Here is a 13,612-nt window from a genome sequence, read left to right on the forward strand (position 1 = left end):
GCTATTCGACCTGCTCGTCTTCGCGGGGTGTGAACAATTTCGGATTGACGGGACGAACCGCAGCTCCTGCGAGAGCAATTTTGGGTGCGGCTTTCAGTTTGACTGTTTTCGGGGCAATACAGATTTTGTCGTTACAGGTCTGATAGCGAATTTGAATTTCCAGATCATCGACTTCGCCCCCTGCATCACAAGGTACTTCCAGAACTCCTCGCACGGCAAATCGTCCGGAATGACACATCGCCGGCTCGGGAGAAAAATCGACACGGGTCTCTTCTCCTTCCGGGTAATCGATGGGCAACATCCGTAAACCGGCTTTGGATTTAAAGGTCACTTTGATGGGAATCAGATTTTCGGGCTGAGGAGGATTGGCATTCACATGCCAGCCTTCCTGAACATCAAAAATGACGGCAAAACGGCATGTTCGGCCAGCAGGCAACTGGTCGTACTCCAGATAGACATCGGCCCGCACAATGTTCTCCAAAGAGCCCTTGCGTGAACCAGAATCGGCTTGTGCATGCACTGTTTGCGATCCTGCGAAGGCCCAGAAGCTCAAAGCCATGACGCCCGCAAAAAGGCCGCCCATCAACAGGGGGCCATACTCTACGACACTCGAAGTATTCAAAAAACGTTTGAACATGATTCGTCACTCACTTGGCTTCCTGCGGAACCTCGAAGGCTCGCGGAGATCCTGGTGGGGAAGGAGCACATCAATTTTTAATTGGCCAGTCGATACTTCTTCAACTTGCTGAAATATGTACTTCGTGGCAAGCCCAACATTCGAGCCGCCTCGGCCTTGTTCCCCTGGCATTGTTCGAGGGCTTTCATCAGCAGTTGTCGTTCTTCCGACTCGCTCATGTCACTGGCAAAACGTCCAGTCTCGTTCGATGCCGCTTCCCAAACGGTTTCGTTCACAGAAAGTGACCTGGGAAGTGGCTTGCGACCCCGCCCTTTCGAGCGACTTGCGGAACTCTTCTCATGGCTGGTCGTCGCCTGAGATTGGGAATCGGCACGATCAGTGATCGTTTTTGTGGAGTTAGTGAAAGATTTTCCTGAGGAAGCAGGTGGTACGGAAACGGGCGATGAATCCAATGGGGCCACATGGCGCGCAGCCACCTGTTCTTCGGATACAGCGGCGACCTCTGCACTGCTGACACTTTCGACCACCAGAGGTTGCAGGCCACTCTCCGTGCGACGAATCGCCGATGTTTCCAGTCGACGCAGTGCGGGAGGTAAATCGGCTAAAGTGACAGTGTTCGACTCCGAAAGGACCACAGCCCGTTCAATCACGTTCTCAAGCTCGCGAATATTGCCGGGCCATTGGTAAGCCAGCAAGGCGGCGAGTGCACTTTCATCGATGCGAAAGACGCGCTTCCCCGTTTTGCTGGCGGCTTGTTTGAGAAAATGCCGGAAGAGTTCGTAGAGATCGTCTTTGCGTTCGCGCAAGGCAGGCAAGGCAATATGGACCACATTTAATCGGTAGTACAAATCTTCCCGGAAGCGGCTGTCTCGAATGGCCTGTTCAAGATTCTTGTGGGTGGCTGCCACCACGCGAACATCGCAGCGCAAGGTCTCACTGCTCCCCACTCGTTCAAAAGTTCGCTGTTGCAAAACGCGAAGCAATTTGACCTGCGTTTCGAGAGGGATTTCCCCGATTTCATCCAGGAAGAGTGTGCCTCCATTGGCCAGTTCAAATCGACCCGGCTTATCTGCATAAGCGCCAGTAAATGAGCCTTTCACATGGCCAAACAATTCGCTCTCTAAAAGTCCTGTCGAAAGTGCAGCGCAATGGACAATGACCAGAGGACCATCGCGACGCGGACTGTTGGCATGAATTGCCTGTGCCAGCAGTTCTTTGCCAGTACCACTCTCGCCGGTAATGAGAACTGAAGAATCGCTGGCAGCGGCTTTGCGGACGACTTCGAGCACTTCCATCAGTGCCTGGCTGGAACCACGAATCATGCCACGATCGAACTCAGTGGCTGGTGTCGGGCTATCTGGTTCCTGAGATTCGTTGATTTCGGCCTGCAGCATGAGGATCTGCTGCTTCTGCTGTTCGATGCGATCAACTTTCAAACGAAGTTCTTCGTTGAGTCGGCTGAGATCTTTATGCACCTTGGCACAATGGAGTGCCACGCCAGTGATCTGACCCATTGCGGTCAGAAACGTGATATCTTCTGCGGAGTAAACCCCATTGGTTTGCCGCGGCCCCAGAACAACGAAGCCGGAAAGCTCTCCTTCAACTTCGAGGGCATGAATCAGTTCTGCCTGGAGATCGCGCAAAAACGACTGCACCGGATTCATACTGTCGCGTGAAGCCGCCGGAACAGCCTGGAGTGTGGTCGCCGCCGCCAGGGTCATCACAAAATCAGCCGATGTCGAAATCTGCATCGAGACGTTGGGCCACACACCTTCGGCGGCAATCAAACGGAAGTTTGTGCTGCGGCCTTCCCGCAAATAGATCGCAGCCCGTTCCGCCTGGATCACATCCTGACAAGAGCCTGCCATGCGCTGTGCTAACGATTCGGCATCCGCCAGTTGTCCAACGGCTCGATTCATCCGTTGCAGCACTTTATCGAGCTGATACTTCTCGCGGAAAAATCTTCGATCAACCAGCCTTTGCCAGACATCCCGTGCCCAGAGAAACATGCCGACAGTCACGACGAGAATTGCCGCAACGACGACCAGTTGAGGGGATGTTAACTGCTCTCGCCAGGAGACTGCCGCGACAGCCGTCATCGCAATGGCAATTGAGACCACCAGAGTGGTGCCAAAGCTCAAGACGTAATAGAGCATCCCGCGACTGACCACCTGATCGACCAGCATCAGCTTGAAACGACTGATACCGACGGCATACGCCAGCATGAAAACCAGACTGGCAAAGAACATTGGCCAGCGGCCGCCACCTAAGGCAAAATCAGCCCGCGAGACACCCGCCAGCAGAAGCGTATACCCAATGAGAAGTGTCGCAATCAGACCGGCCCAGAGAATCCATTTGACCTGATTTCGTTCCACCGGATTACGCGTTGTCCAGAAACCGTGCACCAATGCCGCGATAATCCCGGCGAAGTAAAACGCCGCAATCGAAACATAGATGTAGACTCCATTTTTCAGGGCCACGAGCCAGCCAAACATCTGTAAGGCACGGGCTTCCACAGAGATTCCCGTGGTCGCCATCAACCACCAGATCGACCATTCGGCCAGCAGAAACAGCACCAGGGCTGCGATGGGGATCGCATAAATCCCGACCAGCGTCTCAAACGAATAACGGTCAATGGGTGGTTTTGGTCGTGGATAGATCAGAAAGAAGTGAAACGTCACGACAGGGACCATGATCGCTGTGATCGCAAAAGGCAGATTGAGCCAGGGGTTTCCTGCAATCACCCACCAGTGAAAACCGCCCACAAATGCAGAGATCGTGACCAGGCACATGGAGAAAAAGAGTTGAGCAGGGTGGTCGAAAGGCCGCCGCCAGAAGGCGATGGCGCTCACAGAAAAGATCGCAAGCTGAAAGAGAAACCACACCAGAGTGAGCCCAATCTCATCCAGCGGGACACCCTGAACTGCCAGCGAGGCCACGTAGACCTTGTCATCTTCAGGACGATAAAACTCGATTTCGACCCAGCGAGGCCCCCCTTCTTCCTGAACCAGCTTGGGCAACTGCTGCTCTAAAGGATCTCCACCGGCAAGCATTCGCCCACCTGGCGGAGTGGGGGCGGTCCGTAACCAGTCCATATAGCGGAAAAAATCGAGTGACGTGCCAAGTCTCTGCTCACCAATCCGGAGAAGTTCATCGCCTGGTTGCGGCCTGGGCCCCTTGAATTCAATTCCAGGGGTCTTGCGGATAATGATGGACGTCAACTTGCCAGGTTGCAGAGGTTTATCGACCAGCAGACAACGCAGTCTGACATCAGGTGCCGTGGCCACATAAACGAGAGCGATCATGCAATAGACGAGCGAGCAACCTCCCAAAGCTGCCAGCACCGGCCGCACCCATCGCCTGGCAGCACTCATTTTGCCCTCTCCTGAATCGAGTGACATACGGCGGAGCTAAACAACTCAGCGCCGAATCGTAGAAATCAATCTATCCTCAGCGGCGCCGATTGCAATTGAAACTGACCCGCCAAGCGCCGAAATCACAAATTAGCCAGCGCAATCAATAAGTCGTCAGCATAAATCGGCGCCGATATTGACTTTTGCAAATTTATCAGAATAGACGCAAAGCAAATAATAGTAATTATTTGGGTTTCGCAAAATGCCGTTGATGAGTGCGTTTCTGCTGAAGTCGATAGATTGCGGTACAGTGATTGCATTACGTTTCGACATCGATGAAAAGTCGACTTCCTTTACCCCAGCCGCCCCTGGAGAATTGTCAGTCTCATCAAGATCCGTGCGTTCCCGATCCACTGAAAAGCGACCCAACCCACAAGTTTTTCAGCTATCTTTCTTGAACACACCACGCGGACTTGTGAGAACTGTCTCCAGGGGCTTTTTCGTTTTTTGATGTCTCCGTCTCAGCCCTTTTGATGACGGATGCCGGATCAGGTGGCCATTAGTGTAGGGGCCATCCGTCTCAGGACTAGTTTCTCGGGGCTGATTGCCTTCGAGCCAATCTTGATAGGGGCTGTGTGGTGCGTTGGATTCTTGGTAGCAGGTCACCCAGACGTCTCGAACTGTTGAAGGCATTTGACCCGCAAGGTGACATTCGCACAGTTCCTCCACGCTCTCCCGATGAGATGGAATTCGAAGGACTTCATCGCTGGGATGAGATTGTTGAGCGTTCACTATTGATTGCTCAAACCAAATATGACGATGTTTGGGAACAGGTCGCGCAGGAGAAACTCGAAGACACACTGATTCTTTGCGGCGACACGACCGTACTCTGCGAAACGGAGCCTGGTTCCTGGTTGGCGATTGGACAACCACCGGTCGATGACCCGCAGCATCAGGTCCTTCGAAACTGGCTGGGTCAATTTCTCGCCAACCGGACTCATCGCGTGCTCAGCTCTTGTGTACTGAGATTGACGTCCGGCGAATTACGGCAAGGTTCCATTGTGACGAACGTCACTTTCCGACCCGATGTCGAACAATGGCTGGACTGGTATATTTCGCTCAACGAATCGGCCGGGAGAGCGGGTGGCTACGCGATTCAAGGTGCAGGAAGTATCTTTGTGGACAAGATCGAAGGCAGTCTCAGCAACGTCATCGGGCTGCCGCTCGAACTGATTGCTGAGTGGACAGGCTGCCGCCGGTAAACTTTCCGCAAACGTCAATAGTTCAATTCCAGTCTTTGCAGGAAGTATCCGACAACGCGATGTCGTCACTATTGCCAGAAGCTGCGGGTTTTGTGGGGAACAATTCGGCTAGCCGTTGGCCCGAAACAGAGTCGTCGTATGGGCAGCCATGCTCTCGACCATCCCAGGATTCATCGTGGTTGATTGGTTGCCGACGGATCCCCTCTCGTTATGGATTGGCGCCTTTGGCGGGTTATACCCAGCGGCCTTTCCGAGTGGCATTAAGGCAACTGGGAGGTATGGGGCTGGCGACGACGGACCTGGTTCATGCGGTCAAACTGCTGTCGAACAACGCATTTTCCCAACAACTCATTGCGACAAGTCCGCTGGATCAACCTCTCAGTGTTCAGCTTTTTGGAGCCGATCCCACGCATGTGGCCACGGCTGCCCGCTGGCTGGAAGACTTAGGCTACGAAGGTGTTGATCTCAACATGGGTTGCCCGATGGCGAAGGTCAACAGCCAGGGTGGTGGGGCACGGTTGATGTGTGATCCCACCGGGGCCACCAAACTGGTGGCTCTGGTGGTGGCTTCCGTTTCAATTCCTGTCACGGTGAAAATGCGGCTCGGCTGGGATGCACAATCATTGAGTGCCCCACTTCTGGCCAGGCAATTTGAAGAGGTCGGGGCGGCTGCGATCACAATTCATGGTCGGACGAGAGCCCAGGGATTTTCTGGCAAGGTCAGCCGTGAAGGGATTGCCGCCACCGTCGCTGCCGTGCAATCGATTCCAGTCATTGGCAATGGGGATGTCCGTACTGTAGAAGACGCCATTTCGATGCGGCGTGAAACCGGGTGTGCGGCTGTGGCGATTGGCCGGGGAGCCATGCTCGATCCCTGGATCTTTCGCAAACTTCATGATTTTGAGATGACAGGTCAATATGCTGAGCCCGGCCCGGAGGAGCAGATCCAGTTTCTCGTCACTCACTTTTGCGAGATGGTTGATCTCTTTGGAGAGCAGGCGACGCGACTCTTTCGCAAGTTCGCCGGGTGGTACGGAGCCCGGTTGGGGATTCCTCAAGATCTGGAGGATCGACTTCGCCGGGTGGAGTCACTTTCAGAATTCGAAGAAATTGTGGCGGAAATCCGTGAACGTCATGGCGAGGAACCGCCTCGTATTCCGACAGCCCTGCTCAAGGTTCCGAATGGGCCGAACGAACTCTGGTGACGTCGATGAGCAGCAACTGCATACGCGTCAATCGGTTACGGCGATCTCTCTGAGAGCGTTGATCGTCTCGGCCCTGCCCGCTTGAAAGCAGTCGCATGAGTTCCTAAACTTCTGGCACAAGCCCCTATAGCTCAATTGGTAGAGCAGCAGACTCTTAATCTGTTTGTTGTAGGTTCGAGTCCTACTGGGGGCATTTTTGGTTGCTCATCAGATCCATTTGAAACCCCTGCCATATTCTGGCAGGGGTTTGTTTTTTGCTGGGATCAAGTCTCCTCGAGTGGGGGTTCGATCGAGTAGAGCGAATCCAGACCCTCCATAGAACTGCCGAGGATCGTGTTACTTCAGCTCGACTCCCATCGTTCCAAAAAACCACTTCATATCCTGCCAGACATCTTTCTTGGCAGGGGGATTACGCAGCAGGTACGAAGGGTGATAGGTGCAGCAGACTTTCGCCCTGCCATAATCAAAGAGTTTGCCGCGAAGTTTGCCAATGGCCTCGGTTGTTCCCAGAAGATTTTTCGCCGCCGTTGAACCCCAGCAGATGATGTATTCGGGATTCACAATCGAGATCTGTCCGTCGAGCCATTCGCGGCAATTTCCGGCTTCTTCGGGTGAGGGCAGGCGATTGCCTGGCGGGCGGCATCTCAAAATGTTGCAGATGTAGATCTCCTCCCGCTTCAGTTTACAGGCGGCAATAATGCCATCCAGAAGCTGGCCTGCACGACCGACAAACGGAACTCCTGTCGCGTCCTCGTCGGCTCCCGGTGCTTCGCCCAGAAACATGATTTTTGCCTGTGGATTTCCCACACCGAAGACCGTCTGTTTGCGGGTGCTCGCCAATTCCGGGCAGCGGGTGCAGTTCGCCACGCACTTTTTCAGTTTCTCAAGCTCATTGACACGATCAGCCAGAGGAAGATGCAACAGCTTGGGTGGCTGTGGAGCTATTCCACTTGCCGTCGGGGCGGGTGGCGCCATTTGCGAACGCGCACTGCGCTTGGCCATTTCAAGTTCCTCTGGGGCGATCAATCGTGATGAATCTGTCAAACGGGTTGCTGCTGTGTTCGCTTCTGATGAAGTTGATGGACCCCGCACGCGAGATGGTTCGAGCGGTGCTGTGGCGGGAGTGGTCAATAGAGGCAGCAGTTGCAGAATCTCGGGGCTCCAATGGCTGACGCCACTGCGGGCCACGATTTCCAGTTCCTGCCTGAGTGCCCGCCGCAATTGATCTCCCGGATTGCCACGATCAATCGTCATGCGGTCTCTCCCACAGTAGCAACCTGTGTCGCCGACTCGCCGAGCCGATCCGGAAGGGGCAGATCGCGTTCGGGATGCTTTTCGAGATCGCTGAGGTTCACAGTGGGTGGCCGGAAGACGATGACCAGAGGCAATAGGATCGCCGCCCCGACCCAGAAAGTGTATTGCACCGACAGGTCGTTGAGTTTCAGGACATAAGTCGCAGCAGAGTAAATGACACCTGCCAGTGCAATACCGATCCAATTAACGAGATTCATCACGCCAATGATGCGCCCTTTTTGCCCGTCACTGGCCATCGCCTGGAGGAAGGTCTGTAAGGGGACACTGAAAAAGCCAGCGAACATACCCAACGCCATGAGAACAAAGCCAGCCGCCTTCGCCCCAAGTAACGGCGGGCCACGGAAGCCCTCTGATCCCGGCATCCCAAGAAGAATCAGACACAAGATCAAGCCCACGATTCCCGCCATGACCAGTCTTCCGCGAATTTTGTCGCGACACCAAAGTCCGGCAGCGACGCAACCGAATGCGATCCCAAGCCCGGTCGATGCGGCTAGAAGACTGGTGTACTTGTTGTCCAGCCCATAAACATGCGGTCCGACTTCGTCAATGGCTCCCGGGTAGATCATGCCACCGACCATCCAGAACGTTGAAGAGGCAATCAGGACGGAAAGGAAATTGGGCTTAACACGAATGAGCTGCCATGTGGCGCGCGAAACAAACAGAGATTCCACATTGAATTTCAAGCTGGGATCAGCCGGGCCGGGATCTCGCAGGAAAAGCACTGTCACCAGTCCAAGCAACGCCACAACCAGGCACGCCACGCTGGCCAGCCAACGGTTATCGACAAAGAAATCCATCAGTACACCAGCAATCGATATCCCGAAGATGATTGCCAGAAAGGTCGTCATCAGCAGCAGGCCGTTCGCTTTTGGAAGTTCCGGTTTGTGGAACAACTCAGGGAGGATCCCGTATTTGGGAGGCCCGAACATGGCGCTGTGGGCACCGAACAGGGACAAGATGATGATTAGAAAGGGAACGGAATTCGCCCAGAATCCCACCATTCCAGCGAGCACGAGGACAACCTCTGCGACCTTGCACCAGTAGGCAATGCTCCTCTTGCTGAATCGGTCTGAAAGAAATCCCGCGAATCCCGACAGAAAAATGAAGGGAACAGCGAAGGCAGTCGTCGCCGCACCGACAAGACTGGGGCCGCCATTCGCTGCCGCTGCGACGCAAATCAGCATCACCATCTGTTTAAACAGATTATCGTTAAACGCACCCAGGAACTGCGTGGCGTTGAGTCCCCAGAAGGCTCTGTCTTTCAGCAGTGGCTGGTTGGAGAGAGCCGTAGTCATGAGGCATTTCCTGATGATGTCATCGGGTAAGATTTTGAGAGATGGTTGAGAATCATGTGCAGAAATGTGGCTGGAGTCTAGCTGAAGCGGGGTGGGATGTCTTGCTGGAAGGTTTTTGCCAATTTCAACCAGCCACCGGCTGCCAGAATTCATTGGATAGGTCTTCGCTTGCCACTCTCACCATGCCCATATCACCCCGTTCCATTTGTCTTTTGGCGTCTAACGCCACGCCCTTTCGCAAAACCTTCAGGGTCGTGCCACCCATTAACAAGTCGTTCAATGGTTGATTGAAGCACCCCGCGCTGTCACCACCAAAGATTACTTCGATTCGCGGCGTTCGCGGGCGTAGCGAATGCGGCAACCTCGGGCAATCACTTCGGCCTTGGGGACTGGTTGACCTGACAGAATGGCATCCAATGCTGCCGAGACATATTTGACTTCGACACTTTCTGCTTCGGTCTTGTCGTCCATGGCACCCATGTAAGCGATCTTCCGCTCTCCATCGAGCACATAAAACTCGGGAGTAAAAATCGCCCCGTAATCTTTCGCGATTTTCTGCGTTTCATCATACAGGTAAGGGAACGTGTAACCTTTTTTCTGGACGCGCTGAGTGATCGCCTCGAGACGATCCTGCGGAACCTGATTCACACAGACAGCGACCACTTCGACTCCTCGGGGCGCATAATCTTTTCGCAGCTTTTCAATGCGTTCTTCGTAGTCAAGGGCCGTCGGACAGGAAAGGCAGGTAAAGACGAGGACCACCGCTTTACGATCTGCCAGATCCGCGAGTGAATGCTCCTTGCCGTCGGCACCGGGAATTTGGCTCCAGGCGGGAGCCTGATCGCCAATGTTGAGGATCGTGTTGAACTCACCAGCCGCCAGAAGAGCCGGCCAGACCAGGCACAGGCCGATGAAAATCATGTTCCGGGTGATCGAATGGAATCGCATGCATCATTCCTTGCCTTGAGACGCGGGTTGCCAGACTGGTCACGAAGAACCTGCATTCTAATGCAAGTGGACTCTTTTTCGCCCGAAATTCGGCATTCACCAGGAAGTTCAATTGTTTGCGGAAAAGGAAGTGAACTCTGCCCTTGGTTCACAGGGTCATCTCGCCATAACCGGCGGTTTGATTGCCGAAATCCCGCGATAGGTGTACAACGATGACACTCAAGGAGTGGGTTCTGCCATGCACCAGTTTTCGCGAACACGCGATTGCGGATTGACGACGATTCGAGAGATCGAATGGGTTTCGTCTCCCAGGAGATCAGCAGCCGAGGAAAGGCCTGGCTCTGCGTGCGCCTGCAGAGGTTTGCAGAGACTTTTTCGCCCGGATGCGTTGCGGGATGAGGGTCGCCGATGAAGTCTTCCCGCCGTACACCCAGGATCCTGTTTGCAGGTGGTGGTACCGGCGGGCACCTGTTTCCCGGTCTGGCAACGGCTGCGGCCATCGAAGAGATCTGCCCGAAGGCGAAATTTTTATTCGCCGGGACTGAGCGACCACTTGAGCGTGAAATTCTGGCAACGAGCCCTTACGAGCAGACAACATTACCAGCCGAGCCATTGCGCAATCTGTGGCAATCGCCACTGCGGTTTCTCAGCCGAAGTTTTACAGCCTGGCGGGCTGCCCTGAAAATTGTTGATCAATTCAAGCCCACCACAGTTGTGGGTTTGGGCGGTTATGCGAGTGTGCCGCTGCTGCTGGCAGCCCGGCGGCGCAAGATTCCTTATGTCCTGCTGGAACAGAACACGATTCCTGGGCGTGCGACTCGCTGTATGGCGACGAAAGCTCATTGCATCTGCGTAACATTCGATGAAACGAGAGCCTATCTGCCACGCTCGTGCAAAGTTCTGGTAACCGGAAATCCCTTACGCACTGAAATTTGCCAACTGGCCGAGGCAGCCTACACACCCGAACGGAAGACACTGGTTATTCTCGGTGGCAGCCAGGGGGCTGATCGACTCAATGAAGCCGTCGCACTTATGCTGGAGCAGAATGGCAAGATGCTCGAAGGCTGGGATGTAGTTCATCAATCGGGGCCAAGGCAGGAAGTTGCCCTGAAAGCCCGGTACGCCCGCAGGTCGTTGCCTTGTGAAGTGCATGCGTTTATCAAGGACATGCAGAGTGTTTACCGCCGAGCCGGGATTGCGATTGCCCGCTCCGGAGCCACGACACTTTCCGAACTGGCCTGTGCGGGTATTCCGTCAATTCTGGTCCCCTACCCTGAATCGTCGGATGGGCATCAATTGCGCAATGCCGAAAGTTTTGCCAAGCGGCAGGCCTCACTGGTTGTCGAGCAGGCGGCTGATGTTATTGAAACATCAAAGCAGCTTGAGGCAGCTCTGAACGCTCTGGTGACCGACTACCGTCATCGTGAAGCGATGTCGCGAGAAGCGAAGAGCTGGGCCCGGCTGGATGCCGCCCGGCGGATCGCTGCTGAAGTGCTGGAACTCGCTCAACTCGACAAAAATCATCTCAAGGAAGCGACGTGATGGATCAACGGGATTTGCCAGTCGTGCTGGTGACGGGAACAACGGGACTGGTGGGTCGGCATGTGGTGCTCTGGGCCGCTCAACATGGCTACCGCGTGCGGGGACTGGTTCGTAAACCTTCGTCATGTGCCGGTTTATTCCCGGACGATTTGATGCCGGTGATTGAATTGATCGAAGGAGATCTGGAGGACGGCGTCAGCCTCGAAAAGGCCGTTCAGAATGTCAACTTCATTGTCCATTGTGCGGCCAAAGTGGGCGACTGGGGCCCGACAGAAGAGTATCGCCAGGTGAATGTCGATGGGACGCGGCTGCTGATCGAAGCGGCACGAAGACAGCCGGCGTTTGAGAAATTCGTACACATCAGCTCGTTGGGTGTCTTCCCGGCCAGAGATCATTATGGAACCGATGAGGATGTCCCGGTCAGCACTTCCGGGATCGACGGTTACACATTGACCAAGCGGGAGTCGGAACAACTCGTCAGCGATTATTCGCAGAAAGGAAACTTTCCGGCAGTGATCCTGCGCCCCGGATTTATCTATGGCCCGGGCGATCGCTCAGTTCTGCCAAGACTCATTGAGAGGCTCAAGACAAAGCAGTTCGCTTATCTGGGTTCGCCTGAAAAACTGATGAATAACACTTCGGTGCACAATCTGGTGCACGCAGTCGCTGCCGTTCTGGAACACCCGACACCCGCAGGAAGAATTTATCATGTGACGGATGGTCGGCTTGTCACCAAGCGTGAGTTTGTCGAAACCGTGGCCCGATGTGCAAATTTGCCCTTGCCGAAGAAAGTGGTTCCTTTGCCTGTCGCGAAGGTTCTGGCCAAAGTGCTGGAGCGCATCTGGAAACTGCTTGGTAAGCAGGAAGCTCCGCTCCTCTCGAGTGCGCGAATCAAGTTTCTGGGGTTAAATCTCGACTTCAGCTCACATCGCATTCAGATGGAACTGGGTTATCAGCCCGTGATTGATTTTCAACAGGCGATGCCAGCAGCGGTGGCTGATCTTTGCGGTGAACCTGTTGAAACTTTCGTAGAACCACCTCAGCGGAAGATTGCCTGATGAACGCCGTATTTGTGTCAGACAAGCTGCGTCGAGCAGTGCGGTGGTGCTGTTCGTGGGAAGGGTTTCTCGTCTGGGGATTTATCCCTTATGCGATGTCGCTGGGCCCGTTTTTCTGGTCGTGGTATGGGGCGATTTTCGAGTTGCGATCTGCCTGGTGGCTGGGTGCTTATGTGCCACTGCAGGTGCAGATATGGCTCTGCCCGATTTATGGCGATCTGCTCGACTGGTATCTTCACTGGTGGATCACGAGTTGATTGAACTCAGGGACGACCAGCTTACTTGTAGCCAAGATTGCGTTCGATATCTCGGGCTTCTTTGGACATGAGCAGATTCTTGAGGGGATCACGCTCATCTTCGAGGGCCTTGCTGCCTCGCCCCTGCTGGCCAACGAAGCCCCATTTGTCCGATTCGACGCCATTCATCGCGTTTTCATCTTTGGCTTCGGGATCATAGTAGAGTGCCCGTTTCATCTCAGTCATCGTGCAGCCCACGAGAGTCAACCCGAGCAGTGTGCAGCCCAGAAGCAGGGCATGACGGGCACGCCAGCCTGTGCGACTCGGCAATGATCCGCGAAGATTGTTCATGATTCGAACCTGAAGTTTTGGGAAGAGGCGGGTTGAGCAGTGCCGTCGATCGATGGAAATCACCGACTGAGCACGGGCGATTGCCTCTCTGTTGGTGATGAGAGAAAAATGGCCAGATTGGTCGACAGTGAGTTGAAGGAAAATCAGGGGCAGGATGCAGACGCGGGAGTGAGCGGTATCGTTTCTCACCCGCAAACCGTCAAGAAATGTTTCTTCGGCTGAATCTGCCTGCCACGGGAGCGCACGCTGGATGAGTCGTCATGGGGCAAAGTCTGCCGGTCTATGTCGGGTCAGTCCGAACAACTGGAGGCTTTCGCGTTCAGTACTGCGGGAAAGATGCAGCACCTCTTTCTGCAGTGACGATGCAACGTGTTGAATTCCAGAATTGCTGGTGAAAGAGGCCTGATTGTC

General features: G+C 54.5%; 11 protein-coding genes and 1 tRNA gene. 6 read left to right on the forward strand and 6 right to left on the reverse strand.

Translation table 11 applies throughout. The annotated features are described in order from the left end of the window. Window position 1 precedes the first annotated feature (1 nt). Together A6X21_RS04460 and A6X21_RS04465 are read right to left on the reverse strand one after the other, a co-directional pair. Window positions 2–637: a protein-disulfide reductase DsbD domain-containing protein gene (locus tag A6X21_RS04460; protein ID WP_068846282.1), complete on the reverse strand. Its 636-nt coding sequence runs from the start codon at window positions 635–637 to the stop codon at window positions 2–4. Window positions 638–714: 77 nt separating this feature from the next. Further along, complete coding sequence (locus A6X21_RS04465; protein WP_068846599.1) at window positions 715–4,011, reverse strand: sigma 54-interacting transcriptional regulator; 3,297 nt, start codon at window positions 4,009–4,011, stop codon at window positions 715–717. A 617-nt stretch (window positions 4,012–4,628) separates the two neighbouring features. On the opposite strand from A6X21_RS04465, the gene A6X21_RS04470 reads away from it, so the two are divergent. The 3 genes from A6X21_RS04470 (at window position 4,629) to A6X21_RS04480 (ending at window position 6,650) form a co-directional block, all read left to right on the forward strand. Then, the gene (locus A6X21_RS04470; RefSeq protein WP_165603677.1) at window positions 4,629–5,252 is read left to right on the forward strand and encodes a Maf family protein; all 624 of its coding nucleotides are present in this window, start codon (window positions 4,629–4,631) and stop codon (window positions 5,250–5,252) included. 224 nt (window positions 5,253–5,476) lie between these two features. Beyond that, window positions 5,477–6,457, forward strand: a complete 981-nt coding sequence (locus A6X21_RS04475) for a tRNA dihydrouridine synthase (protein ID WP_240490159.1) — start codon at window positions 5,477–5,479, stop codon at window positions 6,455–6,457. A 120-nt stretch (window positions 6,458–6,577) separates the two neighbouring features. Next, window positions 6,578–6,650, forward strand: a tRNA-Lys gene (locus A6X21_RS04480). Between the two features lie 143 nt (window positions 6,651–6,793). Here A6X21_RS04480 and A6X21_RS04485 read toward each other — a convergent pair. The 3 genes from A6X21_RS04485 to A6X21_RS04495 form a co-directional block, all read right to left on the reverse strand. Further along, complete coding sequence (locus A6X21_RS04485) at window positions 6,794–7,711, reverse strand: uracil-DNA glycosylase (protein WP_068846284.1); 918 nt, start codon at window positions 7,709–7,711, stop codon at window positions 6,794–6,796. After that, window positions 7,708–9,066, reverse strand: a complete 1,359-nt coding sequence (locus A6X21_RS04490; RefSeq protein WP_068846285.1) for an MFS transporter — start codon at window positions 9,064–9,066, stop codon at window positions 7,708–7,710. The genes A6X21_RS04485 and A6X21_RS04490 overlap by 4 nt, the downstream gene beginning before the upstream one ends. 318 nt (window positions 9,067–9,384) lie before the next feature. After that, window positions 9,385–10,014 (reverse strand): thioredoxin family protein, encoded by a 630-nt coding sequence (locus A6X21_RS04495; RefSeq protein ID WP_068846286.1) that lies wholly within the window; start codon window positions 10,012–10,014, stop codon window positions 9,385–9,387. A gap of 408 nt (window positions 10,015–10,422) precedes the next feature. Between A6X21_RS04495 and murG the strand changes: the two genes are divergently transcribed. The 3 genes from murG to A6X21_RS04510 are packed head-to-tail and all read left to right on the forward strand — an operon-like array spanning window position 10,423 to window position 12,871. Then, the gene (murG, locus tag A6X21_RS04500; RefSeq protein ID WP_068846287.1) at window positions 10,423–11,556 is read left to right on the forward strand and encodes an undecaprenyldiphospho-muramoylpentapeptide beta-N-acetylglucosaminyltransferase; all 1,134 of its coding nucleotides are present in this window, start codon (window positions 10,423–10,425) and stop codon (window positions 11,554–11,556) included. Continuing rightward, complete coding sequence (locus tag A6X21_RS04505) at window positions 11,556–12,614, forward strand: NAD-dependent epimerase/dehydratase family protein (protein ID WP_068846288.1); 1,059 nt, start codon at window positions 11,556–11,558, stop codon at window positions 12,612–12,614. The genes murG and A6X21_RS04505 overlap by 1 nt, the downstream gene beginning before the upstream one ends. After that, window positions 12,614–12,871 (forward strand): hypothetical protein, encoded by a 258-nt coding sequence (locus A6X21_RS04510; protein WP_068846289.1) that lies wholly within the window; start codon window positions 12,614–12,616, stop codon window positions 12,869–12,871. The genes A6X21_RS04505 and A6X21_RS04510 overlap by 1 nt, the downstream gene beginning before the upstream one ends. A 21-nt stretch (window positions 12,872–12,892) precedes the next feature. Here A6X21_RS04510 and A6X21_RS24255 read toward each other — a convergent pair whose 3' ends face one another. Next, complete coding sequence (locus A6X21_RS24255; RefSeq protein ID WP_131818187.1) at window positions 12,893–13,201, reverse strand: hypothetical protein; 309 nt, start codon at window positions 13,199–13,201, stop codon at window positions 12,893–12,895. Between the last annotated feature and the right edge of the window lie 411 nt (window positions 13,202–13,612).

The sequence above is a fragment of the Planctopirus hydrillae genome (assembly GCF_001707835.1).
Lineage (GTDB): Bacteria > Planctomycetota > Planctomycetia > Planctomycetales > Planctomycetaceae > Planctopirus > Planctopirus hydrillae.